Source organism: Niallia sp. 01092 (genome assembly GCF_052318935.1).
In the GTDB taxonomy this organism is placed as follows: Bacteria; Bacillota; Bacilli; order Bacillales; family Cytobacillaceae; genus Niallia.
Map to the genome: position 1 here is coordinate 166,424 of NZ_JBQRKO010000004.1, position 16,229 is coordinate 182,652.

Sequence of the window (16,229 nt, forward strand, 5' to 3'; positions counted from 1 at the left end):
ATATATGCAAATTTTATGAAGAATATGAAAGGAGAAAAGGCAAGGGATGATAGCCCTTGCCTTACATGGAATGGTTAGAATTTATAATAAAGCATTTTCGTGTTTTACTTTTAACTTACTCCATCTTTTTTCAACCTCTTTATTAAAATCATTTAACATTTCTTTATTCTCTTCTTTTAACAAGTGTTTAGTTTTTCCCATAAATTTTAACCACTCTGTTAAAGGAACTTTTTTATCCTTAGCTTCAGGATCATAAGTAATTGTAGTAATTCCATTTTCCACTTCATATAGTGGAAAGAAGCAGGAATTTACAGCAGCTTCTACTATTTTTGTTCCGAATTGATCTTCTGCTTTCCAATTTAAAGGACAGGATACAAGTAGTTTTCCATATACGGTTCCAACATTTTGAGCATACCATTGCGCTTTAGCAGCTTTTTTAATTAAATCTTGTGGGAAAGCTTCCGAAGCGGTAAACACATAAGGAATATTGGTTGCAGCCATAATTTGAGCAGTGTCCTTATGGTGAAATGATTTTCCTTTTTGTGCACGCCCTACGCCACTTGTACTGGTCATATGACCAATAGGTGTAGAATAAGACAATTGTGAGCCAGTATTCATATAGCCTTCATTATCATACTCTAGCATGATTAAGTTATGATTTCTTAAAGCGGTTCCAATTGCAGAACCCATCCCAATATCCATTCCGCCATCGCCTGTGATCATGACAAAAGTGGTGTTCTCTTGAACTTCAATTTCTCCTCGTCGCTGCAATTCTAAAAAGGCTTCCACTGTTCCGGAAAGGGTAGCTGGTCCATTTTGGAATAAGTTATGCATCATTGTTTGTTTATGTGAAGTGTGTGGATATGCAGTTGTGACAACATAAGCACAGCCTGTATGAAATAGAACAACCACATCTCCTTCAATTCCTTTAAAAAATAATTCTAAGCCAGATAAAATTCCACAGCCAGGACATGCACCATGTCCTGGTGCCAATCTTTTTGGCTTAACTGCAAGAGAGCGTAAAGGCGGTACTTTTACATTTAAGCGGTTATTATCTTCGTCCGGAGTAACTTGTATTAATCCAGTATTATAAGCTTCTCCATACTGAGGTTCAATGACAGGAGTTAAGTCGTTTTCCGGTTTACCAATATAATGTCCGTAATAATCAAATGGCTTCTCTGCATATCCCTTATCTAATGCATCAAGTGTCATTTGAAAAAATTGCTCTGCGTCATCTGCATAAAAATCTTTTCCGCCTAATCCGAACACTCTGCTTAAAACGATTGTTTCATTGTTTTTATCTTCTTGAATAGCAGATTTTACTTCATGGGTTAAGTTTGGTCCATTTCCACCATATGAATCAGCACGTTCCCCGACTAATAAAGCTTTTACATTTTTTAAAGCTTCTCTAATTTCTGCTGCAGGGAATGGACGGATAATATTTGGACTAATAACACCTGCTTTAATTCCTTTTTTACGTAACTGATCGACTACATCTTTAGCTGTTTCAGCCGCTGAATTAAGAAGGAATAAAGCAACTTCCGCATCTTCCATCATATAAACGTCTATAATTGGATAAGATCGGCCAGACATTTTTTCAAATTCTTTGGAGATTTCAGCAAATACATCTTTTGCCTGATACATAGCTTCTGACTGCTGATAATGGTTATTCAGCAAATCATCTCCGTTCATATGAGCTCCTATGGTTACTGGCTTCTTCGGATCTCGAATAGCTGGATAGTCAGTTGGACAAGGACCAACAAAATCTTGTACTACTTTTTTATCTTTAAAATACTGTACTTTTCTTTTTTGATGGGAAGTAAAGAACCCGTCGTAAGCAACAATTACTGGCAAACGAACTTTTGCGTGTTCGGCAATTTTTAAGGCCATAATATTTAAGTCATAAACCGCTTGTGGTGTTCTTGCAGTTATAATAACCCAACCGGTATTTAAAGCAAAATATAAATCAGAATGATCTCCGCGGATATCCAGTGGTCCGCTGATAGCACGAGTAACAAGGTTTAATACCATCGGAAAGCGTGTTCCCGATTGAACAGGCATTTGTTCTAGCATATACATAAACCCATTAGCACTTGTTGCATTCACAACACGAGCTCCTGTAGCTGCAGCTCCGTAGCATATTCCAGCAGAGCCATGTTCTCCATCAGCTGGAATCAATTGAATATCATGTTCTCCACGAGTTTTCATTTGGTCCAAATATTGAGCTACCTCTGTTGATGGGGTGATTGGGAAATAACCCATAACATGATAATTGATTTGTGCAGCGGCCATTGCAGCCATTTCATTCCCAGATTCAAATGTTGTTACTTGCACCGGAGCATTTTGAATAATTAAATCATTCTCTAATACTGACATTTATAAACTCCCCCCTGTAGTTACATAAGGAAACTCTTGTTTTACTTGATGTGTTTCCGTAAATCCTTCTGTTTCTCGAACAGAGCTAAGTGCACTAGTCGGGCATGCTTCAAGACATTTTAAACATCCTTTGCAATATTGGTAATCAATTCCTTGTAAAGACATAATCGTACGTCCTTTTTTGTTTACTTTTTTATCCCAAACAAAGCAAAGGTCTGGACAAACGGCATCACAAGAAGCACAGCTTATGCAGCTTTCTTTGTCGAATTTCGGTAAGAACCCTTGGCGAGATCCACCTAAATCTTTTACAAGGCTATTTCCTTGTGCAGTAATAACACCACCAATTAGCTGGTTATCATATCCTAGTGATGAACGTGGTCGTGAAAATGGTTTTATGTGAGCATCTTGAGGAGTTTCATAAGTTTTAAAAGTTACTTCGTTATACCCTCTATCAAATGTTCGAATGTTGGATTCCACAAGATGAGGATATTTTTTTTCAAATGTTTTTCTTATTACATTTCGCATCGCATCAGGGTCAAGAAAATCACAAATGCGAAATAGGGCTCCAAGCATAGCAGTGTTAACTCTTGTTTTTTCTTTTACAGCAATTTGAAGAGCATCAACAATTGCAAGTTTTCCATATTCCAGATTGAGATCTCTTTTTACATCATCAAAGTCTCTAGCTGAGTTAACCAAGATGATTCCATTTGGATTAAAACCACTTGTAACATTGACAGATTTGTATAATGCCTCATGGAATATACCGATAACATGAGGCTCTTCAATAGGGCTGTGTGCCCGGATTTCTGTATCTGGATCACAGAAACGAATAAAACTTTTTACTGGAGATCCTTTTTTTTCGGATCCATAGGAGGAAAAATTTGCGCCGTTTAAACCGAGGCCAAGTACACCAGATTCAGCTAGCATCTTTCCTGCAAGGTTTGCACCTAATCCACCAATTGATTCTAATCGAATTTCAAAAAAACCGAGTTCATTTTTAGTCGGTAATATAGACATTGAACTCCCCCCTCATAGCATAATTTTGAATACGTTGAACTGCGTTGAAAAGTAGAAATATTCAGAAAAAAACAGAAAATTTAAAAAATGAGTATAGCTTTTATTCTAATAGATAAATCTTTGTTAAGCTGTGACAATTATCGTAACTTTCTAGATTCTATATGATGAGTTCTTAAAAATTCCGTTTAAAAGTGACGAAAAATTGAACAAAAACAAGATGCCTCACTAATTTTCGATGTAAATTAGTGAGGCATCTTGTTTTTTTAACAGAGCCATTAGTAAAGACGCTAGCCAGTTCTTATTGTTCATAAATGATTTTTCCTGTTTCCACGGCATCATATCCAACAGCTTTTAATTCGTTTTTGAACTCTTTTGACGTTAATAATTCTTTTATTAGTTGAATGAGCTCTCTATTTTTTTCTGATTTAAGAATCACTAAATCGTAGCTTTCTGTAATAAGTGGGATAAAATCAATCCCTGCTGTGTAGGATGCTTTTTCAATTCCTATTCCGATGTCTGCTTTTCCTTGGTTAATGCCTGCGGCTACACTATAGTGGCTCATACATTCATGATGATAACCATTTACCTCTTCTTTTTTTATATGATGCAGTTTTAATTGTTCATCCAGTAGTATTCGGGCTCCCGAACCTATTTCTCTATTAAGGATCTTAATATCATTACGTTTTAAATCGGTCCAGCCTTTAATATTTTTTGGATTTCCAAGTTCAATATACAAGCCAGCTTTCCTTGTAATATACCTCATAACGATAAAGGAATGACTGACAAGCAGTTTTTTTAAATAAGGAATATTATAAGAACTAGTTTCCCCGTCATATAAGTGTGTACTTACAATATCCGCTTCTCCGTTATACAAGGCTAGTAATCCATTTAAACTGCCAATATAAGAGCGAAGAGGCCTATATGCTTTTCCCCTTAATTCAAAATGTTTTGCTAAAATATCCAAAGAACTATCTTGTCCACTAATAATAATGGAGCGATGGTTTGTCAACGGATTATTAAAATAATGATCAATATCAACAGTTGTTTGCGATGTATCTTTCTCTTTGCGGTCTACCAGTGTCTCCTTCGCATTATTTTTAAAAATTTCTAAGTCTTCAGCATCTACTCGCATTTGCCTGCCAACTCTATAGGCTTTAATTTTCCCTTTTTTTATAAGGTCATAAACAGTTAATTTGGAAACCTTTAAAATATCGGCAATCTCTTCAGTTGTAAAGGATTCATTATGATTCATCATTAATCCCCCAAAAATTTTTTTGAAATTTTTTTCATTTTACCATTTACTAACTTTTAAATCACACTTATAATCACAAATAACTAATTATATTTAAACATAACTAAATATATTTATCGAAATATTGTTTTTTATTTATTGTGATGTTTAGTTATATTTAATTATAGTTAATAATTATAAGGAGGAAACAAGAGATGAAAAGAAAACACGTATTAGCATTTTTTTTCAGTTTTGCCCTTTTACTTTTAGCAGCATGTGGGGCAAATGAAAAAACAACCAAAGACACACCAAAAGAAACACAAAAAGAAACAGTAGAATTAAATATTTCAGCTGCTGCTAGTTTAAAAGGTGCAATGGCAGACTTGCAAAAAGCATTTCAAAAATCTCATTCAGAAGTAAAGTTTGTCAATAACTTTGGGAGCTCAGGAACTTTAGCTCAACAAATTCAACAAGGTGCACCGGCGGATGTTTTTCTGTCAGCAGATCAAAAATGGATGAATACGTTGGCTGATGGCAAATTAATTAAAGATGATACAAGAAAAGACTTTTCAGGAAATAAAATTGTTCTAATCACTGAAAAAGATAGCGATCTTGCTATTAAGTCCTTTAACGATATAAAAGCAGATGCAATTGGTCAAGTTGCAATCGGTGATCCAAAAAGCGTACCTGCAGGAACTTATACGAAAGAAGCCCTTGAAAAAATCAACAAATGGAAAGAATTAGAAAAACATTTTGTGTTTGGCAGTGATGTAGTACAAACTTTAACATACGTAGAATCAGGAAATACAGATATTGGCTTTGTGTATTCTAGTGATGCTAGTACATCAGATAAAGTAAAAGTCCTTGCAGAAGCAGATTCGGCATGGCATAAACCAATTATTTATCCGGCAGCTGTTTTAAATGAATCGAAAAATCCTGATGAAGCAACAGAGTTTGTAAACTTTTTATTAACAGATGAGGCGCAAGAAATTTTAAGCAAATACGGATTTAAAAAATAGTTTTTCTTTATAAGGATTCAGTATTCAAACGCCTTTTGAAATCTGAATATTAAAAAAGTTTTTAGTTTACTTCAAGTAGGGAGTTATTAACATATATGGATTATACACCTCTATTTTTGTCATTGAAAGTTGCGAGTATTGCTACCTGTATTGTTTTTATATTAGGCGTTGTTTTAGCAAAACTCATAGCGCGTAGAGATTTTTTTGGGAAAAGTGTAGTAGAAGCGGTGATATTATTGCCAATGGTACTGCCGCCAACCGTAGTTGGGTTTTCGATTCTTTATTTTTTCGGTAAAAACGGACTGGTTGGGAAACTACTTCTGCAATGGTTTGATTTTCAGATTGTATTTACATGGATTGGAGCCGTTATTGCATCGATAGTAGTTGCGTTTCCTTTAATGTATCAAAGTGCTTCAGCAGCTTTTCAAAACTATGAAAAAAACTTAGAAAATGCAGCATTAACGATGGGGGCTACTAGATGGAGAGTGTTTTGGACTGTTTCTTTTCCGCTAGCATGGCCAGGACTTCTGGCAGGACTTGTGTTAACTTTTGCCAGATCATTAGGTGAGTTTGGAGCAACATTAATGATTGCTGGCTTTATTCCTGGTAAAACCGACACTATTCCACTTACCATATATTTTGCTGTTCAATCAGGTAATGCAGACATGGCAAACTATTGGGTAGTAATCCTTATCATACTTGGGTTTTGTGCTATTATTTGGCTGAACTGGTGGAGTAAACGCAATATGTTGAAATATAAAAGTGAAAAGTGAGAAGAAAGGAGAATAAGCACATGCTTGCCATACAAATAAAAAAACATCTTCCGCATTTTACTTTGGATATGGAATTAGTAGCAGAAAATAATATTATTATTCTTTTTGGCAAGTCAGGTTCCGGAAAAACAACGGTGTTAAACTGTATTGCCGGCTTGGATCATCCAGATGAAGGCATCATCCGACTAAACGATTGCGTTTTTTATCAGACAAATGAAAAGCCTTTAAAAATACAAAAACGAAATATTGGTTATTTATTTCAGGATTTTGCGTTATTTCCCCATATGACGGTGGAAAAAAACATTCAATATGGCATGAAAAGTCAAGAGCTTATGGATCGCCTAGTTCATGTAATTGGCATTGAACATTTGTTGAAAAAATATCCAAAACAAATTTCAGGCGGCGAAAAACAACGTGTTGCATTAGCTCGTGCGCTATCGACGGAACCAAAAATACTGTTGCTTGATGAACCGTTCTCAAGCCTGGATCAGCAAACAAAAAATGAATGTCATTTAGAACTTTTAAGACTTCATGATATTTGGAAAATACCAATAATCATGGTTACACATGATTATGAAGAAGCAAAAAAATTAGGAAGCCGTATATTGCATATGAGACAGGGACAAATTGTCGATAGTGAGCAATTATCAGTAAGTTGATGCGTGTAATAATTGGTTGGACAAGCTGAATAATTAGTATAGAAATTGTTTATCGATTGCCATTAGCAGAATATAGCTAATGGCAATTCTTTTGAATTTTATCCCCTTTTTTTATAAGGCTCTTTTCGTATAGATTGTTGTTATGTAACCCGTAGCCTGAATACACTTCGCTTTCCGCGGACGAGTGCCGGGCCTCCTCGTCGCTATGCTCCTGTGGGGTCTCCTTTTGACTCGCATTTCCCGCAGGAGTCTCACGCCTTCCGCTTTAATCAACAAAGTATCAAAATCAACAATTAGCTTTAACACAGCCAAATTTAATAAAAAATTTCTGAAGAAGTAGACGATAAACGATATTTCATTTTGAATTTTTGTGAAAAACGGATATATTTTCCTATAGAAATCTGTAATTGTTACGATTTATTGAATAAAACAGCATAATGGAAACGTTTTTACAAAAAAGGGTGTCATATTATCTGACAATTATATTGATTTAAAAATGCACAAAAAATATTATCGAAATAACAACAGAGAATTCCAATTAATGTCATTTATAACACTGGCATGTTGGAAACCTCCTAGTAAAACCTAAAAGTGGGAGAGTGATTGATAAAAGAAAATAGTGGCAAAGCATTAAAAGGTGCATTCGTGTTTAGAAAAAAACATATTTTCAGGGAGGGAGAGAGTGTGAAGACGATTAATCAAGAACTAGAAGATCGAATTGCCCGTCACCCTTGCTATAGTGAGGATGCTCATCACTATTTTGCACGTATGCATGTACCTGTAGCACCGGCATGCAATATTCAATGCAATTATTGCAGCCGCAAATTTGATTGTGCAAACGAAAGTAGACCGGGTGTAGTAAGTGAAGTATTAAAACCAGAAGAGGCAGTAAAAAAAGCTTTAATAGTTGCAGGTGAAATTCAGCAAACTTCCGTTATTGGTATTGCTGGTCCTGGAGATCCTTTAGCAAATCCACAAAAAACGTTTGATACTTTTCGTGGCATTGCAGAACAAGCTCCGGATTTAAAGTTATGTTTAAGTACAAATGGATTACGGCTATTGGAATTTGTGGATACAATACATGAATTGAATATCGATCATGTAACGATAACAATTAATGCAGTAAATCCATTAATCGGGCAGCATGTTTATTCATGGATATTCTATGAAGGTAAACGATATAAAGGATTAGAGGCAGCAGAAATTTTAATTAATAACCAGTTAAAAGGACTGGAAGCATTAACAGAGCGTGGAATCTTATGTAAAGTTAATTCTGTTTTAATACCAGGTGTAAACGACCATCATATGGAAGAAATTTCGAAGGCGGTTAAGGACAGAGGTGCCTTTGTTCATAACATTATGCCTTTAATTGTTACTCCAGATACTGTTTTTGAAAAAAATGGAGTTAGAAATCCGACTGCTAAAGAAGTACAGCAAATTCAGGAAAAGTGTTCAGGAAGTTTAAAAATGATGAAACATTGTAGACAATGTCGTGCTGATGCTATTGGTCTACTAGGGGAAGACAGAAGTGCTGAGTTTTCAAAGGAAAATATTATGGACTATCCTGTCCGTTATGATCTTGAAGCTAGAAAGCAATTTCAAGATGAGCTTGAAATGAAAGTAAAGCAAAACAAACAAAAGAAACAGGAAAGAGCAGCTAAAATAAGAGAAGAAATAGCATCTCCTTCTCCTGCTGTAAGAATTGCAGCCACTACTCGTGGGAATGCAAGAGTAAACTTGCATTTTGGCCACGCAAAAGAGTTTTTAATATTTGATGTTCAAAATGATTCCATAAAGTTTGTAGGTGTAAGAAAAGTTCAATCTTACTGTGTCGGTAAAGTGAACTGTGGGACGAATAAAGGTCCAATTTTAGCAGAAACGGCAGAAATTTTAAAAGATTGTCAGATGTTATTAAGTTCTGGGATTGGTGAAACACCAAAAAAATATTTGTTAGATAGAGGAATTGTTCCTTTTGTAAAATCTGGTGATATAGAGGAACTGCTTTATGAAAGCAGCAAATTTTACCGCTATATGAATAGTTCTGAACCAATTTTTAGTTAAAAAAATCTCAAAATTCAAAAAACTTGAGGGGGAAAATCAAATGCGTCAAATAGCTTTTTATGGTAAAGGTGGAATTGGAAAATCAACAACTTCTCAAAATACTTTGGCTCAATTAGCTACAAAATTCGGTCAAAAAATTATGATTGTAGGTTGTGACCCAAAAGCGGATTCAACTCGTTTAATTTTAAATACGAAAGCACAAAGTACAGTATTAGAGCTTGCTGCTCAGATGGGTACAGTGGAAGATTTAGAATTAGATGATGTATTAGATACAGGATTTGGAGATATTTTATGCGTAGAATCGGGTGGTCCAGAGCCAGGTGTTGGTTGCGCTGGTCGTGGAATTATCACTTCTATCAATTTCCTAGAAGAAGAAGGAGCATATGAAGGGTTAGATTTTGTATCGTATGACGTTTTAGGGGATGTTGTATGTGGTGGATTTGCAATGCCGATTCGTGAAAATAAAGCACAAGAAATCTACATTGTCTGTTCCGGAGAAATGATGGCAATGTATGCTGCTAATAATATCGCCCGAGGAATTTTAAAATATGCAAATAGCGGTGGAGTACGTTTAGGTGGCTTAATTTGTAACAGCCGTAATACAGACCGTGAAGCGGAGCTTATCTCAGAACTTGCTCGCCGATTAAATACACAAATGATTCACTTTGTTCCAAGAAATAACGTAGTACAGCATGCTGAATTGCGTAAACAGACGGTTGCGCAATATAAACCAGAAGATCCACAAGCAAAAGAATATGAAATATTAGCACAAAAAATTCTTGATAATAAAATGTTAAATATCCCAACTCCAATTGAAATGGAAGAATTAGAAGAATTATTAATGGAGTATGGTGTTATCGAGGATGACGAAACTCAAATTAAAAAATTAGAAGAAAAAGAGGCTTCAGCAAAATAAATTATATTATCCAAAATGGAGGTGATATGAATTGAGTACAAAAGAAATTACTGATAAACAGCAAATCATTGAGGAATTGCTTGAGGTCTATCCGGAAAGAACGAAGAAATTTAAAAAGAAACATTTTCAAGTAGTAGATGAAGAAAGTATTGAAAGTGGAAAATGTTCCGTTAAGTCTAATATTAAATCACGCCCAGGTGTTATGACTATTCGTGGTTGTGCTTATGCAGGATCCAAAGGGGTGGTTTGGGGCCCAATTAAAGATATGATTCACATAAGCCATGGTCCGGTAGGATGCGGACAATATAGTTGGGGAACTAGAAGAAACTATGCGAATGGCACATTAGGCGTTAATAATTTCACTGTTATGCAAGTGACAACTGATTTCCAAGAGCGCGATATTGTCTTCGGTGGGGATAAAAAGCTAGAAGCATTATGTAAAGAAGTAAAAGAAATGTTCCCATTAGCAAAAGGCATTTCCATTCAATCCGAATGTCCTGTAGGACTAATTGGAGATGATATTGAAGCGGTCGGCAAAAAAATGACCAAAGAACTTGACATTCCTGTTATACCGGTTCGTTGCGAAGGATTCCGGGGAGTGAGCCAGTCTTTAGGTCATCATATTGCTAATGATACCATACGTGACCATGTTATGGGAACTCGTGAGCTTGAAGAAGCTGGACCATATGATGTAGCAATAATTGGTGACTATAACATAGGTGGAGACGCATGGGCATCTCGTATCTTGTTAGAAGAAATTGGTTTAAGAGTAATTGCTCAATGGTCCGGGGATGGTTCCATTAATGAATTGGGAATTACGCATAAGTCCAAACTGAATTTAATCCACTGTTATCGTTCTATGAACTATATGGCGAAAACAATGGAAAAAGAATATGGTATTCCTTGGATGGAATATAATTTCTTTGGACCAACTAAAACAATTGAAAGCTTACGTGCTATTGCTGCTCATTTTGATGAAACAATACAGGCTAATGCTGAAAGAGTAATCGCAGCATATCAAGCAGAGACGGAAGAAATTATTCAGAAATACCGCCCTCGTTTAGAAGGTAAAAAAGTAATGCTCATCATTGGGGGATTACGTTCAAGACATACGATTGGCGCATATGAAGATCTTGGAATGGAAATTGTGGCAACTGGATATGAATTCGCTCATAAAGATGATTATGAAAAAACAATTACTGAGTTAAAAGAAGGTACGATTCTTTATGATGATCCAGGTGCATATGATGTAGAATTTTTATCTGATAAATTGGATATTGATTTAATGGGTGCAGGTGTTAAAGAGAAATATGTGTACCATAAATTAGGTGTTCCATTTAGACAAATGCATTCATGGGATTATAGTGGTCCATATCATGGTTTTGATGGCTTTAAAGTCTTTGCACAAGATATGGATACGGCTATTAACAGTCCAGTTTGGGATTTAGTAAAGGCACCATTTTAAGCAGAAAAGGGGGGGAAAAGATGACAAAAAAAATTGAAATTAAAGACCATAATACATTGTTTCAATCAGAAAAATATGTAAAGCAGGCAGAAAATAAAAAAGTATTTGAGGCGGCCTGTTCTGCACAAGAGGTAGAAGAAACGATTGATTTTCTAAAAACAGAAGAATATAAAGAAAAGAATTTCGGACGGGAAGCAGCTACGATAAATCCTGCTAAAGCATGCCAACCGTTAGGGGCTGTACTTGCTGGATTAGGTTTTGAAGGAACTCTTCCATTTGTGCATGGTTCACAAGGGTGTGTTGCATATTTCCGCAGTCATTTTGCTCGTCACTTTAAAGAACCGGTACCTGCTGTATCATCATCTATGACGGAAGATGGAGCAGTTTTTGGAGGAATGAGAAACTTAATAGAAGGACTACAAAATAGTACTACGTTGTACAAACCAAAAATGGTAGCGGTGAGTACGACTTGTATGGCAGAAGTTATTGGAGATGACTTAGGCGCCTTTATTGAAAATGCTCGCATTGAAGGAGCAATTGATCAGGAGTTTCCTGTTCCATATGCAAATACGCCAAGTTTTGTTGGATCACATTTAACTGGATATGATGCCATGATGCGTTCTATATTAGAGTATCTTTCAGAGAAAAAAGGGGATTTATCATATAAAGCACCAAATGAAAAATTAAATATTATTCCAGGGTTTGATACTTACACAGGAAACTTTGAAGAATTAAAAAGAATCCTTAGTCTAATGGATGTTGATTATACCATTTTAGGAGATCATAGTGGCAATTTAGATTCTCCTGCAAATGGAGAATACAGCTATTATTACGGTGGTACAAAATTAGAAGATGTGGCACAAGCGCATAATGCTAATGCTACTCTCCTTATGCAAAAATATTCTACGAAAAAAGTTGCTAAATATATTGGTAAAAAGTGGAAGCAGGATACAGTTGAAATGTCTACTCCAATTGGGATTAAAAATACAGATCAGCTGCTAAAAAATATTAAAGAAGCAACTGGAAAGGATATTCCAGAAGAATTGAAGATTGAACGAGGACGTGTAGTAGATGCTTTAACGGATTCTCATCCATATCTACATGGAAAACGAGTGGCAATGGCTGGAGATCCTGACTTATTATTAGGTTTAATTTCCTTCTGTTTAGAAGTAGGAATTGAACCAGTGCATATTGTTTGTACAAATGGAGATAAGAAATTTTTAGAAGAAGCAGAGGCCCTTTTAAAAGCAAGCCCTTATGGAATAGAAGGGAAAGTTCATATCGGCAAAGACTTATGGCATATGCGTTCTTTATTATTAACAGAACCAGTTGACTTTGCGATTGGAAGTACACATATGAAATATTGTGCAAAAGATGCTGACATTCCATTGGTTCGTGTAGGTTTCCCTATTTTTGACCGTCATCATATGCACCGTTATCCGATTATTGGATACCAAGGTACATTAAATTTACTAACGTTAATCGTTAATACTCTATTACAGCAATTAGATGATAATGCACCTGGTCATAGTTTTGATACTGTTAGATAATGGGGATTGTCGTTATCAAATTCTATAGGAAATAAAGAAAAATAGTTAGTCAGTGGGGAGTTGCAGCTCTTCACTGACTATTAGTTTACAAAGGGCGGTGGAGATGTGAAAAATTATGTGGTAGATGCATTACAAGAACCAGCATGTGAACACAATGCGTCTAAAACCGATCGTAATAAAGGCTGCGCAAGACCTAAGCCAGGGGAAGCTGCTGGAGGATGTTCTTTTGATGGAGCGCAAATTACCCTTTTGCCGATTGTTGATGCAGCGCATCTCGTTCATGGTCCGATTGCGTGTGGGGGTAATAGCTGGGAAGCGAGAGGAAGCTTAAGCTCAGGTTCTCATCTTTATCAATACGGATTAACGACTGATTTAAATGAGCAACATATTATTTTTGGAGGAGAACAAAAATTAAGAGACTCTATCCAAGAGATTGTAAAAAGATTTAATCCTCCTGCTGTTTTTGTCTATTCAACGTGTATTACAGCTTTAATTGGAGTCGACTTAGATGCTATTTGCCGCAGTGAAACAGAAAAATTAGGCGTTTCCGTCATTCCCGTTAATAGTCCAGGATTTGTCGGCAGTAAAAATCTTGGAAACAGACTAGCGGGTGAGGCTTTATTGGATTATGTAATAGGGACAGGGTTGCCTCCTGTGGAATCGAAATGGGATATTAATCTAATCGGTGAATACAACATTGCCGGTGAGATGTGGGATATAAAAGCTTTATTTGATCAAGTTGGCATTAAAATTTTATCAAGAATTACAGGGGACGGAAGGTTTAATGAAATTCGTTGGGCACATAGAGCAAAGGTTAATATGGTGGTATGCAGCCGGGCATTAATAAATATGGCAAGAAAAATGGAAGAAAAATATGAAATTCCTTATTTTGAAGGATCCTTTTATGGAGCAACAGAAACAACATTGTCATTAAAAACGATTGCCTATTTATTAAACGATAGAGATCTAATAACTCGTGTGCATCACTTTACAAAAGAGGAAGAAGAAAAATTAGATAAAGAGCTGCTGTTTTATAGAAAGAAATTAAAAGGGAAACGAGCCATTCTTTATACAGGTGGTGTAAAGAGCTGGTCTATTATTACTGCTTTGCAAGAGCTTGGCATTGACGTAGTAGGTGTTGGTACAAATAAAAGTACGAAAGAAGATATTGCAAGAATAAGAAAACGTGTTGAAAATCATGTGGAATTAATAGAGTCCGGTGGGGCGAAAAGAATATTGCAAACATTCCGTAAAGAGAATGCGGATATCATTATTGCGGGCGGACGTAATATGTATGTTGCTTTAAAGGAACATATTCCATTTATCGATATCAATCAAGAAAGGCATCATGCCTATGCTGGATATGTAGGATTAAAAAGGTTAGCGGAACAGCTTGTTTATACTCTAGAAAATCCGATTTGGGAGAAAATACAAATTCAGCCGCCATGGAAGGAGCTTTAGAGGTATGGTTATTTTAAAAAAGGAAAAAAAATTAGCCATCAACCCTTTAAAAGTCAGTCAAACCTTAGGTGGAGTATTGGCTTTACAAGGATTCTTCCGAGCAATTCCAATTGTACATGGGTCACAAGGTTGTGCGGCTTTTATTAAAGCATTAATGACGCAGCATTATCGAGAACCTATCTCTGTACAAACAACAGCTTTGCAAGAAATGAACATTATTTTTGGCGCTGAACAAAGCATGATAGAAGCACTGGATGTGGTGATGGAAAAACATCAACCATCCATTATAGCGGTTTTAAGTACAGGTTTAACGGAAACCGCTGGTGATGACATAAAGGGAAACATAAAAAACTATGTAAAAGAGACCAATCCGTCAAATTGCTTTGTATTCCCAGTTGCTTTGCCGGATTTTGAAGGATCACTAGAGTCCGGTTATCGATTAACGGTAGAAGCAATGCTAAAGGAGTTAATTATATATACAAAAGATAGTCATCCAGTAAAAAAGATAAAAAATCAAATAAACTTTATTCCTGGAGCACATTTGACGCCAGGAGATGTGATGGAAATTAAAAGGATTCTTGCATCTTTTGGATTAAGTGTCATAACAGCACCGGATTTATCCACTTCACTTGCAGGAACTCTTACAAAAGGATATTCCCCTCTATCTCAAGGAGGTATATCTGTAAAAGAACTACAGCAAATGCTTTCTTCAGAATTTACCATTGCAGTTGGAGCAAGTATGGAAAATGCTGCTCAGATTTTAGAAGAGTCTGCTAGTATTCCATATCGAGTATTTACTAGTTTATCTGGACTTGAAGCGAATGATGCATTTTTTTCCTTTTTACAAACACTTAGTGAAAAGCCTGTTTCCCCCTTTTATCGGTGGGAAAGAGATAATCTAGTAGATTGTTTATTAGATGCTCATTTTAATTTTTTAGGGAAAAAAATAGTTGCTGCATTGGAGCCAGATCATCTTTATTCCGTAATAAGCGTATGTAAGGAGTTAGGAATAACATTATCCGGATTAGTGACAACATTTCCTACAGACTCGTTGTCTAAACTAGAGGAGCAAATCACAATAGGGGATTTGGACGATTTAGAAAAAATGGCGATAGGAGCAGACTTGTGGATTAGTAATTCTCATGGGGAGCAAGGAGCAAGTCGAATGAATATTCCGTTTATGCCAATGGGATTTCCAATTTTCCACCAAATAGGCAGTTCGTTAATCACAAGTGTCGGATATCGGGGGACGACAGAAACAATTATTAAGTTGGGGAATTTAATCAAATAGGAATGGAAGTGAAAGAGATGATTAAAGTGGCATTTGCTACAGAAGATGGAATATATGTGAATACGCATTTCGGATACTCTGAAGCCTTTGATGTTTATGAAGTGACAAAAGACAAATACGAGAAGTTGGCAACAAGAGTCATAAAGTATAAGGAAGATAATAATGAAAGTGACCGAATCGAAGAACGGCTAAACATTGTGATGGATTGTACTTTGTTATTTATTAATCAAATAGGTCCAACAGCTGCGGCACGTGTTACAAGAAATAAAATTATGCCAGTGAAAGTAAAAGAAGGAACATCTATCCAAGAACAATTAGATCGGTTACTTACAATGTTACAAACAAATCCTCCATTATGGTTAGTAAAAGCAATGAATAGTAAAGTTGAAAAAGAACGTACATTTTAATAG

The 16,229-nt window shown here is 35.9% G+C and carries 13 protein-coding genes; 10 read left to right on the forward strand and 3 right to left on the reverse strand.

The features are described 5' to 3' along the window. Positions 1–81: 81 nt before the first annotated feature. The 3 genes from ACTXGU_RS05915 to ACTXGU_RS05925 all read right to left on the reverse strand — a co-directional run bounded on the left by ACTXGU_RS05915 (position 82) and on the right by ACTXGU_RS05925 (position 4,645). A complete protein-coding gene (locus tag ACTXGU_RS05915; protein WP_443480566.1) occupies positions 82–2,376 on the reverse strand; it encodes a thiamine pyrophosphate-dependent enzyme in 2,295 nt (764 codons plus the stop codon). Then, complete coding sequence (locus ACTXGU_RS05920; RefSeq protein ID WP_443480567.1) at positions 2,377–3,393, reverse strand: 2-oxoacid:acceptor oxidoreductase family protein; 1,017 nt, start codon at positions 3,391–3,393, stop codon at positions 2,377–2,379. Between the two features lie 298 nt (positions 3,394–3,691). Then, positions 3,692–4,645, reverse strand: coding sequence for a substrate-binding domain-containing protein (locus tag ACTXGU_RS05925; RefSeq protein ID WP_443480568.1), 954 nt, complete (start codon positions 4,643–4,645; stop codon positions 3,692–3,694). Positions 4,646–4,839: 194 nt separating this feature from the next. Here ACTXGU_RS05925 and modA point away from each other — a divergent pair, with 194 nt between their 5' ends. The 10 genes from modA to nifX all read left to right on the forward strand — a co-directional run bounded on the left by modA (position 4,840) and on the right by nifX (position 16,226). Beyond that, complete coding sequence (gene modA, locus ACTXGU_RS05930) at positions 4,840–5,643, forward strand: molybdate ABC transporter substrate-binding protein (protein WP_443480569.1); 804 nt, start codon at positions 4,840–4,842, stop codon at positions 5,641–5,643. Between the two features lie 95 nt (positions 5,644–5,738). Continuing rightward, positions 5,739–6,416 (forward strand): molybdate ABC transporter permease subunit, encoded by a 678-nt coding sequence (gene modB, locus ACTXGU_RS05935; RefSeq protein ID WP_443480570.1) that lies wholly within the window; start codon positions 5,739–5,741, stop codon positions 6,414–6,416. Between the two features lie 20 nt (positions 6,417–6,436). Beyond that, on the forward strand, positions 6,437–7,075 hold the full coding sequence (locus ACTXGU_RS05940) for an ATP-binding cassette domain-containing protein (protein ID WP_443480571.1): 639 nt from the start codon (positions 6,437–6,439) through the stop codon (positions 7,073–7,075). 684 nt (positions 7,076–7,759) lie between these two features. Continuing rightward, on the forward strand, positions 7,760–9,136 hold the full coding sequence (gene nifB, locus ACTXGU_RS05945) for a nitrogenase cofactor biosynthesis protein NifB (RefSeq protein WP_443480572.1): 1,377 nt from the start codon (positions 7,760–7,762) through the stop codon (positions 9,134–9,136). Between the two features lie 40 nt (positions 9,137–9,176). Next, a complete protein-coding gene (gene nifH / locus ACTXGU_RS05950; RefSeq protein WP_443480573.1) occupies positions 9,177–10,052 on the forward strand; it encodes a nitrogenase iron protein in 876 nt (291 codons plus the stop codon). Between the two features lie 31 nt (positions 10,053–10,083). Then, positions 10,084–11,517, forward strand: coding sequence for a nitrogenase molybdenum-iron protein alpha chain (gene nifD / locus ACTXGU_RS05955; RefSeq protein ID WP_443480574.1), 1,434 nt, complete (start codon positions 10,084–10,086; stop codon positions 11,515–11,517). Positions 11,518–11,537: 20 nt separating this feature from the next. Next, positions 11,538–13,067 (forward strand): nitrogenase molybdenum-iron protein subunit beta, encoded by a 1,530-nt coding sequence (gene nifK, locus ACTXGU_RS05960; protein ID WP_443480575.1) that lies wholly within the window; start codon positions 11,538–11,540, stop codon positions 13,065–13,067. Between the two features lie 105 nt (positions 13,068–13,172). Continuing rightward, positions 13,173–14,528: a nitrogenase iron-molybdenum cofactor biosynthesis protein NifE gene (nifE, locus tag ACTXGU_RS05965; RefSeq protein WP_443480576.1), complete on the forward strand. Its 1,356-nt coding sequence runs from the start codon at positions 13,173–13,175 to the stop codon at positions 14,526–14,528. A 4-nt stretch (positions 14,529–14,532) separates the two neighbouring features. After that, complete coding sequence (gene nifN, locus ACTXGU_RS05970) at positions 14,533–15,819, forward strand: nitrogenase iron-molybdenum cofactor biosynthesis protein NifN (RefSeq protein ID WP_443480577.1); 1,287 nt, start codon at positions 14,533–14,535, stop codon at positions 15,817–15,819. Between the two features lie 17 nt (positions 15,820–15,836). Next, positions 15,837–16,226: a nitrogen fixation protein NifX gene (gene nifX / locus ACTXGU_RS05975; RefSeq protein ID WP_443480578.1), complete on the forward strand. Its 390-nt coding sequence runs from the start codon at positions 15,837–15,839 to the stop codon at positions 16,224–16,226. The last annotated feature ends 3 nt before the right edge of the window (positions 16,227–16,229 follow it).